The organism is Nocardiopsis sp. NPDC055824, from assembly GCF_053616335.1.
The window spans coordinates 1-10,146 of record NZ_JBSHDN010000221.1; the positions used below are offsets into that span (position 1 = coordinate 1).

Sequence of the window (10,146 nt, forward strand, 5' to 3'; positions counted from 1 at the left end):
GCCGCGGGGGGACCCGGGGCCGCCCCCGTGCTCCCGGGCGCCGGGCGGCCCGGGTCAGCTCGCCCGGCGGGCCGAACCGCTCACGGGCATCGGTCTGACCAGGCCCAGGGCCACGACCTCGTTGGCCAGCCGGGTCCTGCGGTTCTGCCCCTCGGGGATGCGGAATTTCTGGTAGAGGCGCAGCAGGTGCTGTTTGACGGCCGCCTCGGTCACGACCAGGGCCTCGGCGATGTCGCGCGCGGTCGCCGGGGCGACGAAGGCCTCCTCGGAGAGGGCGGGCCGGCACAGCGCGGTGAGCACGTCCAGCTCCCGCCGGGTGAGCTCCGGGGCCGCGCCCCTGCGGAGCTCGAGGTCGGGGCTGATCTGCTCGCGGGGCAGGCCTCCGATCCGGCAGCGCGCGGTGCCGAAGCTCACCACGTCCCCCTCGTCGAGGACGCGGCGGGCGATGGGCCGGCCGTTGACGCGGGTGCCGTTGCGCGACAGCCCCAGGTCGACCACGTAGACGTAGGGTCCGCGGCGGACCAGTTCGGCGTGCAGCTGCGAGACGCTCGGATCGTTCAACCGGATGTCGGCGCCCTCACCGCGGCCGACCGTGGTGACCTCGCCGGTGAGCTGACGGATGTCCCCGGTCTCTTCGACCCGGAGGTAGGGACCGTCCACGGTGACTCCTCCCGGGCTGGGGTGACGCTGCCGGTGGGGGTGCGGGCGACGGTGGGGGAGGGGTGGCTGCCGAGGGACGGGGGTTCGGTCGACGTGTCGAGTGGGCTTCATGGGGGTGGTCCTCGCTCACCGGTGCACTCATCTCCAGCTGGGTTACCCGGCAGCCACGCGTTCTACGCGCTTACTCCGGAGTTAGACGGATAAGACGCGGAATTACGGTGCTGTGGCCGAACCGGACGCGGGAAACGGACAGGAGAAGCGAGCGCGCAGAGCCGGGCCGTTTCCGTGAGCCCTGAGGAGACCGCGACGCGGATCACTACAATGGGCGGAGTCTTCTCCGGACGGACCGGAGTGTTTCGGGCACAGTGCCGCCGGAGCCACCAGGAACGTGAGCCGTTCCCGGGGCGGTTCGGTTTCGGACACCGCCGCCTCGGCGGGTGGCCGGTCTGTGCCAGTTCCGGGGAGGACCGTGAACGGAGCCGCGCGGCGGCCAGGCAACCTCGGAAGCGAACGGGTCGGGACGCGGTGGACAGGGTGGGACCGAAGAGCCGGGCAGGACACGTGGAGCGGACGGACGTGGCGGACACGGGCGGGACCCGGGACGAGGATCCCCGGGGGGCCGGCCCGGACGGGGCACGGGACTCCGCGGAGGGCCCCGAGGGGGGCGCCGCGGACGCGGCGGACACGCCCCCGGACGGGGGACCCCGGGAGCCCGGCGGCGCCCCCGCCCCCGCGGCGGACGCCGGAGCCCTCCCCGCCGCCGGGGACGGCGGGCAGGCCGGGCCGGCGGTGCCGTACTGGCTCTCCCAGGTCCCGTACATGCTCGTCATGTCGGCCCTGGCGGCCGGGATCGTGGTCGTGGCCGCGGCCTACTTCAAGCGCGGGCCGGCGATCATCGCGGGCGCTCTGCTGCTGGCGGCGGCCTTCCGGCTGTTCCTGCCCAAGGACTGGATCGGCATGCTCGCGGTCCGCCGCCGCTGGATCGACCTGCTCACCCTCGTCGGCCTCGCGGTCCTGCTGATCGTGCTGGCGTGGGTGGCGCCGCAACTCTCCTCCTAGGCGTCTAATAAGCTTGACGTCGAGATACTGCGACACCGACAAGCCACCGCATCCCCGGCAGGCACGGACGCCGGGCGGGATCAGGGGATCGCCGCGCGAGCGGACCGGCTCCGGCCACGGGCCGGAAGCCGCCTCCGCAGCACGAGGCGGTGGCGAAGACTGAAGGGACAGCCACACAGCCATGGCCAAGATCAAGGTCGAAAACCCCGTAGTCGAGCTCGACGGCGACGAGATGACGCGGATCATCTGGTCCTTCATCAAGGACCGGCTGATCCTGCCCTACCTCGACGTCGACCTGAAGTACTACGACCTGGGCATCGAGGAGCGCGACCGCACCGACGACCAGATCACCGTCGACGCGGCCAACGCCATCAAGGAGTACGGCGTCGGCGTCAAGTGCGCCACCATCACCCCGGACGAGGCCCGGGTCGAGGAGTTCGGCCTGAAGAAGATGTGGCGGTCGCCCAACGGCACCATCCGCAACATCCTCGGCGGCGTCGTCTTCCGCGAGCCCATCATCTGCGAGAACGTGCCGCGCCTGGTGCCCGGGTGGACCAAGCCGATCATCATCGGCCGCCACGCCCACGGCGACCAGTACAAGGCCACCGACTTCAAGGTGCCCGGCCCCGGCACGGTCACCATGACCTACACCCCGGCCGACGGCAGCCAGCCGGTCGAGTTCGACATCGCCAACTTCCCCGAGGGCGGCGGCGTCGCGATGGGGATGTACAACTTCCGCAAGTCGATCGAGGACTTCGCGCGCGCCAGCCTGAACTACGGCCTGGACCGCGACTACCCGGTCTACATGTCCACCAAGAACACGATCCTCAAGTCGTACGACGGCATGTTCAAGGACGTGTTCCAGGAGATCTTCGACTCCGAGTTCAAGGAGCGGTTCGACGCGGCGGGCCTCACCTACGAGCACCGCCTCATCGACGACATGGTCGCCTCCGCGCTCAAGTGGGAGGGCGGTTACGTCTGGGCCACCAAGAACTACGACGGCGACGTCCAGTCGGACACCGTCGCGCAGGGCTTCGGCTCGCTCGGCCTGATGACCTCGGTCCTGCGCACCGCCGACGGCCGCACCGTCGAGGCCGAGGCCGCCCACGGCACGGTGACCCGCCACTACCGGCAGCACCAGCAGGGCAAGCCCACCTCGACCAACCCGATCGCCTCCATCTTCGCGTGGACCCGCGGTCTGGAGCACCGGGGCAAGCTGGACAACTCCCCGAAGGTCCTGGAGTTCGCCAACACCCTCGAGGACGTCGTCATCAAGACGGTCGAGGGCGGCCAGATGACCAAGGACCTCGCGCTGCTGGTCGGCTCCGACCAGGAGTGGCTGACCACCGAGCAGTTCCTCGCCGCCCTGGACGAGAACCTGGCCAAGCGCCTCGCCTAGTCCGCGCGCCCCCGGAACCCGTGTCCGGGAGGCCGTGGTCCGGACGGGTCACGGGCCGCCATGAGTCGGCGGTCCGCGGCCGGGTCCGGGTGAGACCTTGGCCACGCCCGGGCGTCCCCACCGCGGGGGCGCCCGGGCGTTGCCGTGTCCCGGGCCCGCGGTCGGGTCCGAGGCGTCGGGAAAGCGGTGTTCGCGGGGGTTTGCGGAAGGAAACCGGCGGAAGTTTCCCGGTGTGTTTCCCGTGTTCGGCGTACACGCGGGTCCTCCTGGTGGGAGGATGGCGGTGCCGGATCAGCGGGGTGGCGTGGCGGTGCGACGTAGGACACGTGAACTGGATTCGCCCCTTACGCGAACTTTGACCTATTGTGGAGACACGCCGGTGAGAACCGGCAGGCCAGAGCGGGTGAGAGCCCGCTCGGCACCACGAACCGACGTGCCGGCCGTGCGCCCGCTGGGGGGTAGGCGCGCACAGTACGGAACGTCACGAAGAAGGGCCCGCTGCTTCGGCAGCGGGCCCTTCGCCTTTCCCCGGACGGCCCGTCGGGAGCGGTGCGCCGCCGGCCCCGGGCCCGCGGTCCGCCCCTCCGGGGCCCTCAGTCCTCGAACGCGCTCTCGGGGATCGGCTCGCCCTCGCGCATGGCGGAGAACATCTCCTCCGAGCGGACCTCGTCCCAGACCACCACCGAGCCCACCTGGTCGAGGGTGGGGGTGCTGCCCACCGGGATCGCCGTGGTCTGGGTACCGCCCCGCATCGCCAGCAGCATGGTGCCCAGGTGCCGCAGGCGGTCGCCCTCGTCCACCATGAACGTGTCCGTGCCCGCCGTCACCAGCGGGAGCGACTGGAACGGGTTGAACAGCGTAGACGGGGCGCTCGCCTCCGCGACCAGCGCGGAGAAGAACTCCCGCTGGCGGGCGATCCGGTCCAGGTCGGCGCGGGGGGTGGCGCGGGTGCGCACGTAGCCCAGCGCGGTGCCGCCGTCCATCGTCTGGCAGCCCGCCTCGATGTCCAGCCCGGCCTTGGGGTCGGCCATGGCGTCCTCGGGGCACAGCTCCACGCCGCCGACGGCGTCCACGATGTCGACGAAGCCGCCCATGCCGATCTCGGCGTAGTGGTCGATCCGCACGCCGGAGGCGCGCTCGAAGGACTCCACGAGGGGGGCCGGGCCGCCGCAGACCTCCTCGCCGGCCTCGTCCGTGCCGCAGACGGTGTCGGCGAAGGCGGTGTTGATCTTGTTGTCGGCGTAGCCGGGGACGGCCATCGGCACGTAGGAGTCGCGGGGGACGCTGACGATGGTCGGCTCGCCCTCGTCGGGGATGTACAGGACCATGATCGTGTCGGTGCGGCGGCCCTCGGCGCTGCCGGTGGCCAGCTCCCGCATCTGCTCCTCGTCCATCCCCTCGCGGCTGTCCGAGCCCACGATCATGAACGTGGTGCCTGGCTGGCGGTCCGGGCGGCCCTCGTAGTCGGTCAGGGCCTCCACCCGGGCCAGCCGGGAGTCCGCCCAGAAGTAGAGCGCCGCGGGGGGCACCACGAGGATCACGAGCAGGACCACGAGGACGGTCACGACGGTGTTCCGGAGCCGCCGCTGCCGCGTCTCGCGCGCCCGCCGCTTGGTCCCGGTGCCGTCGTACTCGCGGCCGGCGTGGTGGGTGCGGCGCCTGGGCCGCTCGGGCCGCCTGGGCCGCTCGGGGCGGATCGGGGGAACCTCGTCGGCGGAGGGGAGCCGCCGGGTCCCGCCGACCGCCCTCTGCTCGGACTCGCGCGACCGGTAGAGCTTCTCGAACTCGTCCGCGCCGCCCGGGGTTCCGCCGCGCCTGAACACGCCCTGCCGGTCGTGTTCGCCGGTCGAGCCGGCGTCACCCCGGTTACGTCGGTCAGCCATCGAATCGCCTATCTGCTCCGCGCCGTGGAGCGCTCCGTCGCCGCTTCCACCCTGTCTGATCGCAGAAAGGGTAGCCGGGTTCACACGGATGTCCCTGAACCGGGACCGGGGCACCCCTAGGGGACGAAAGCGGCCCTCACCGCAGCCGGTGCGCCCCGGCCGAGGGGAGGGAGGCGCGCACGCGCGGAGGCACCCAGCCGTTCGCGGCGAACTCCCCGGCCAGAGCGGTGGCGACGCCTTCCACCCGCTCCTCGGCCACCAGGGCGAGGGCGGTCCCGGCCCACCCCGACATCCGCACGCCGCGGGCCCCGGCCCGGGACGCGGTCTCGGCGGCCAGGTCCACCTGGGGCGTCGGGAGCCCGAAACGGCGCAGTGACAGGTGGGAGGCCGACAGGATCGGCCCCGTCTCCCCGAACCTCCCCGCGCGCAGCAGCCCGACGGCCGCGTTGAGCCGGTGCACCTCCGTGACGGCGTACTCCACCCGGTTGCGCAGAGCGGGCTCCGGCAGGCTGCGCAGCGCCCCGGGCAGGTCCTGGACCGAGCGGAGCGGGCCGAGCGTGCGCTGGGCCCGCTCCAGCTCCGCGGAGCGGACGGCCCGGAGGTCGCGCCTGGGCAGGGCCCCGGTGTCCACGACGACCAGGCGCATCCCCTCGCCGGCGAGGTCGAAGGGCAGGACGGTCGTGCGCATGCTCCTGAGGTTGACGCGTACCGCGCACCCCGGCCGCGCGGCCAGGGCCACCCGCTGGTCGACGGTGGCGCCCTCCGGGGGAGGGCCGCCCCCGAGGTCGGCGAGGGCGAGCGACACCGCCGCGCCCACGGCGCCCGCGTACCCCAGGGAGGCGTGCTCGGGCAGGTCCGCGCCGAGGAGCACCCGCAGGCCCGTGGAGGCGTCCAGCCCGCCTGCCCGGCGCGCGGAGGCCACCGCGTCGGACACGGCCCGGGCGGCGGTCTCCCTCGCCCTCAGGGGGCCGCTGAGCGTCGCCACGCGCACCTCCGGGCCCGGCGCCGGGCCGACCGCCGCCGTCACCCCCCAGGGCAGCGCGGTGTAGAGGCCGACGCCGCCGCCGGCGGCCGTGTGCTCGCCCATGACGGCCAGCCGCCCGGGCGCGTGCCAGACGCCCGCGGGCGCCTCGCCGAACCGCGCGCGGAAACCCTCCGCCAGGGCGTCGGCGTCCGGCGCCTCCGCGGGCCACGCCCCCTGTGGCCCCGCCGACCGCACACCCAGCACCGCGCGCAACCGCGCCCCCGCGCCCCCCACCGCTGTCCCCTCTCCCCGTCGGCCTGCTGCCCCCAGTCTGCCCAAGGCGGTGGAGTGCCCGGGGCGGCGCGGAGGCTTCACGGACCCGGTGCGGCGCCGCTAGGGTTGCGGTCCACCGGCGGACGGGTGTGGGGGAGGGACCTTGGCCTCAGGGCGGGACCGGGCCGCGGACGCGGCGCGGCACTACCGGAACCTCGCGATGGACGCCTACTGGGAACTGCGGCGCCGGAGGCCGGCGGCGGACCACCTCGTGCGCGCCTACGAGCGCTACGCCGACCGCAACGGCAGCCAGCTGGCCGGGGCGGTCACCTATTTCGCCTTCCTGTCGTTCTTCCCCCTGCTGGCGCTGGCCTTCGCCGCGGTGGGCTTCCTGGCGTCGATGCAGGTCGAGGTGGGCGACTACCTCCAGACGGCCCTGGACGAGGTGCTGCCCGGCCTCTCCGACCAGCTGCCCGTCGAGCAGATCGCGAACGCGCGCGTGGGCGCGAGCGTCATCGGCACGCTGGGCCTGCTGTACGCGGGCCTGAACTCGGTGTCGGCGCTCCGCGAGGCGCTCCACTCGATCTGGTTGAAGAACATCAAGGAGGGCCCGAACTTCCTGCTGCGCAAGGCGGGCGACATCCTGGTCATGCTGGGCCTGGGCGCGGCGCTGCTGTTCGCGGTGGCGTTCACGAGCGTCGCGCAGGCCGCCACCCACTGGCTGCTGGCGCTGGTGGGCCTGGACGGCTCCCTCCTGGCCTCCCTGACGCTGCGCGTCCTGGCCCTCGCCATCGCCGTCGCGGTCAACATGGGGATCTTCGTGCTGGCCTTCTCGCTCCTGTCCGGCAGCGGGCGGCCCACGCGGATGATGTGGCGGGGGGCACTGCTGGGCGCGGCCGGGTTCGAGGTCCTCAAGGCCGCCGCCGCTCTGCTGCTCTCGGGGACGCTCGGCAACCCCGTCTACGCCTCCTTCGCCGTCCTGGTGGGGCTCCTGGTGTGGATCAACCTGGTGATGCGCCTGGTCATGTTCAGCGCCGCGTGGACCGCGACGTGGCTGCCGATGCCTCCCCCCTACACGGGGACCCTGCCCATGCCCGAGGAGAACGGGATGGACTGGACGCGGCCCGCGCCGGTCCTGCGGGTCCCGGAGAGGAAGCCGGCCGCCCGCCGGCGGGCGCAGCGGGCCGTCGCCGGGGCGTTGTCCCTGATCGGCGCGGCGGGCGCCGCAGGCACCGCCGCGTGGGCCCTGCGCAACCGTCGCGGGGGCGGTGCCTGAGGCGAGCGGACCTCCCGGGAATCCGCGTTATTGCGAGACTCTTGTCCCGTATGCGGGTGGTGTGCGGAGGGTAGTCCTCCCCTGTCCCGGTTGACCGGTTCGCCGGGGCGCGAACGTGCGTCGGCCAGGAAGGCCGGCGAACCCCCCTCGGAGGGCAGATGGGCATCGCATTCACGTCATCCGAACGCGCGACGCTCGGGGTGGAGTGGGAACTCCAGCTCGTGGACCGGCGCAGCCGGCACCTGCGGCAGGAGGCGCCGAAACTCCTCTCCGAGCTCCCCGAGCTCAGTTCCGACGCCGCCTCGCCCCCGCTGCGGCACGAACTCATGCAGTCGCAGGTGGAGGTCGTGACCGGCATCTGCGAGACGGTCGAGGAGGCCAAGAGCGACCTCGGCCGCAACATCGACCGGATGCGGGAGGTCCTCACCCCCTGGGGAACCACGCTGACCTGCTCGGGGACCCATCCCATCGACGACTGGCGGGACCAGGAGCTCAGTCCCGGGAAAAGGTACGGCGAACTCGTCGAGCAGATGCAGTGGCTGGCCCGGCGCATTCTCACCTGCGGCGTCCACGTTCACGTGGGTGTGCGCAGCCAGGAGAAGGCCATACCCATGGTGAATGCGCTTGCGAAGTATCTACCTCATTTTCTTGCTTTGAGTGCTTCTAGCCCATTTTGGGGTGGTCACGACACCGGTCTGGCCTCCGCGCGGTCCGTTGTCTTCGGGGCGCTCCCCACTTCCGGGCCGCCTCCGAACCTGCCGCACTGGACGGCTTTCGAGGAATACCTCGAAACGCTTCTCAGGGCGGGTACCATCGCCTCTATCAAGGAAGTGTGGTGGGACATCCGTCCTCACCCGGATTTCGGCACCATCGAGATCCGGATGTTCGACGGGATTCCCACCCTGCGCGAGGTGGGAATGGCCGCCGCGCTCTCTCAGAGCCTGGTGGAGTTGTTCGATCGCCAGCTCGACCGCGGGTACGGCCTGCCCAGCCCGCCGTCCTGGCTCGTGAAGGACAACAAGTGGCGTGCCACCCGCTACGGACTCGACGCTCGTGTCATCACGGACGCCCACGGAACCACCGTTCCGATCCGTGACGACCTGTATGAGCTGGTCCGCGAGCTGAAGCCGGTCGCGACCCGCCTGGGTTGCGCCGAGGACCTGGACCTGGTCTCCGAGACCCTGGACAAGGGCGCCTCCTACGAACGGCAGCGCGCGGTCATCGCCGGGGGCGGTTCCCTCGACGACGTCGTGGACATGCTCGCCGCCGAGCTGCACGGCGGTCCCACTTACGCGGAGGTCGGTGTCGGGGGCTGAGCCGGTGCACGCAAGACGTGAATGAAGAGGGGACCCTCGGATGCAGGGACGTGACCTGCCGGAACAGTTGACCGCTTTTCTGGCGCGCCGTGAGCGGGACTTCACGGGCTTCCGCCGGGACCTGCACATGCACCCCGAACTCGCCTTCGCCGAGCACCGCACCACCGGTCGGATCGCCGAACGGCTGCGTGATGTCGGTCTCACTCCCCGGGAGCTGCCCCAGGGCACGGGGCTCGTCTGCGACATCGGCTCGGGCCCCGGGCCGCTCGTGGCCCTGCGGGCCGACATCGACGCCCTGCCCATCGCCGACGAGAAGGACGTCCCCTACCGCTCCACCGTCCCCGGCGCGGCCCACGCCTGCGGACACGACGTGCACACGACGGTCCTGCTGGCGACGGGGGTCTTCCTCGCCCAGCAGGACCGCGCGGGCGCGCTGCCCGGGCGGGTCAGGCTGGTCTTCCAGCCCGCCGAGGAGCTCCCCGGCGGCGCGGTCGAGGTGGTCAACGCCGGGGCGATGGAGGGCGTCGACCGGATCTTCGCCCTGCACTGCGATCCGCGCCTGACCGTCGGCCGGGTCGGCCTGCGCACCGGCGGCATCACCGCCGCCTGCGACCAGCTCATGGTGCGGCTCTCGGGTCCGGGAGGGCACACGGCGCGCCCCCACCTCACGTCCGACCTGGTCTACGCCATGGGCAAGGTCGTAACCGAGCTGCCCGCCGCGCTGTCCCGGCGCATCGACCCGCGGGCCGGTTTCAGCCTCGTGTGGGGCCGCATCAGCGCCGGGTCGGCGCCCAACGTCATCCCCGACGACGCCGTCGCGGAGGGCACCGTGCGCTGCCTGGACGACGAGGCGTGGCACTCGGCCCCCGACATCATCAAGGGCCTGGTGGAGTCCGTGGCCTCCGCGTACGGGGCCGAGGCCGAGGTGACCTACGGGCGGGGGGTGCCCCCCACCATCAACGAGGCGACCAGCGTCGACATCATGCGCGAGGCGGTCGGCCTCGCCCTGGGCCCGGACGCCGCGGCGTCCACGCCGCAGAGCCTGGGGGGCGAGGACTTCGCCTGGTACCTGGAGAACGTCCCCGGAGCCCTCGCCCGCCTGGGCACCCACTCCCCGGACTGGGACGGGCCGATGCTGGACCTGCACCGGGGCACCTTCGACGTGGACGAGCGCGCGATCGGGGTGGGCACCCGCTTCATGGTCACCACCGCGCTGACCGCCCTCGGGCACGCCGCCGAGCCCCGGGCCCGGGCGGACAGCCAGGAGGCACTCGCCTGAGGAACCCGGGCGCCCGCGCCGTGCCCGTCCCGGGGCC

At 72.7% G+C, this 10,146-nt stretch carries 8 protein-coding genes; 5 read left to right on the forward strand and 3 right to left on the reverse strand.

Features of this window, described 5'->3' with window-relative positions; translation table 11 throughout:
- Nucleotides 1-54 precede the first annotated feature (54 nt).
- Entirely contained in the window at nt 55-660 is a 606-nt protein-coding gene (locus ACWGL3_RS27930) for an FHA domain-containing protein (RefSeq protein ID WP_267948138.1), read from the reverse strand.
- A 576-nt stretch (nt 661-1,236) separates the two neighbouring features.
- Here ACWGL3_RS27930 and ACWGL3_RS27935 point away from each other — a divergent pair.
- Both ACWGL3_RS27935 and ACWGL3_RS27940 read left to right on the forward strand, forming a co-directional pair.
- Nucleotides 1,237-1,719: a DUF3017 domain-containing protein gene (locus ACWGL3_RS27935; RefSeq protein WP_267948139.1), complete on the forward strand. Its 483-nt coding sequence runs from the start codon at nt 1,237-1,239 to the stop codon at nt 1,717-1,719.
- A gap of 181 nt (nt 1,720-1,900) precedes the next feature.
- Nucleotides 1,901-3,118 carry an NADP-dependent isocitrate dehydrogenase gene (locus ACWGL3_RS27940; protein WP_267948140.1) on the forward strand — a complete coding sequence of 406 codons (1,218 nt, stop codon included), beginning with the start codon at nt 1,901-1,903 and terminating at the stop codon, nt 3,116-3,118.
- A 593-nt stretch (nt 3,119-3,711) separates the two neighbouring features.
- On the opposite strand, the gene ACWGL3_RS27945 is transcribed toward ACWGL3_RS27940, so the two are convergent.
- Nucleotides 3,712-5,001 (reverse strand): LCP family protein, encoded by a 1,290-nt coding sequence (locus tag ACWGL3_RS27945; protein WP_267948141.1) that lies wholly within the window; start codon nt 4,999-5,001, stop codon nt 3,712-3,714.
- A gap of 136 nt (nt 5,002-5,137) precedes the next feature.
- Nucleotides 5,138-6,259 carry a galactokinase family protein gene (locus tag ACWGL3_RS27950; protein WP_452461976.1) on the reverse strand — a complete coding sequence of 374 codons (1,122 nt, stop codon included), beginning with the start codon at nt 6,257-6,259 and terminating at the stop codon, nt 5,138-5,140.
- Between the two features lie 142 nt (nt 6,260-6,401).
- On the opposite strand from ACWGL3_RS27950, the gene ACWGL3_RS27955 reads away from it, so the two are divergent.
- The 3 genes from ACWGL3_RS27955 to ACWGL3_RS27965 all read left to right on the forward strand — a co-directional run bounded on the left by ACWGL3_RS27955 (nt 6,402) and on the right by ACWGL3_RS27965 (nt 10,109).
- Nucleotides 6,402-7,514 (forward strand): YihY/virulence factor BrkB family protein, encoded by a 1,113-nt coding sequence (locus ACWGL3_RS27955; RefSeq protein WP_267948143.1) that lies wholly within the window; start codon nt 6,402-6,404, stop codon nt 7,512-7,514.
- A gap of 158 nt (nt 7,515-7,672) precedes the next feature.
- On the forward strand, nt 7,673-8,830 hold the full coding sequence (locus tag ACWGL3_RS27960) for a glutamate--cysteine ligase (RefSeq protein WP_267948144.1): 1,158 nt from the start codon (nt 7,673-7,675) through the stop codon (nt 8,828-8,830).
- 40 nt (nt 8,831-8,870) lie between these two features.
- Nucleotides 8,871-10,109: a M20 family metallopeptidase gene (locus ACWGL3_RS27965; RefSeq protein ID WP_267948145.1), complete on the forward strand. Its 1,239-nt coding sequence runs from the start codon at nt 8,871-8,873 to the stop codon at nt 10,107-10,109.
- The last annotated feature ends 37 nt before the right edge of the window (nt 10,110-10,146 follow it).

Excerpts from the sequence above, each read along its gene's own strand:
- ACWGL3_RS27940 (WP_267948140.1), top strand. The coding sequence starts at position 1,901 with ATGGCCAAGATCAAGGTCGAAAACCCCGTAGTCGAGCTCGACGGCGAC.
- ACWGL3_RS27945 (WP_267948141.1), bottom strand. The coding sequence starts at position 5,001 with ATGGCTGACCGACGTAACCGGGGTGACGCCGGCTCGACCGGCGAACAC.
- ACWGL3_RS27960 (WP_267948144.1), top strand. The coding sequence starts at position 7,673 with ATGGGCATCGCATTCACGTCATCCGAACGCGCGACGCTCGGGGTGGAG.
- ACWGL3_RS27965 (WP_267948145.1), top strand. The coding sequence starts at position 8,871 with ATGCAGGGACGTGACCTGCCGGAACAGTTGACCGCTTTTCTGGCGCGC.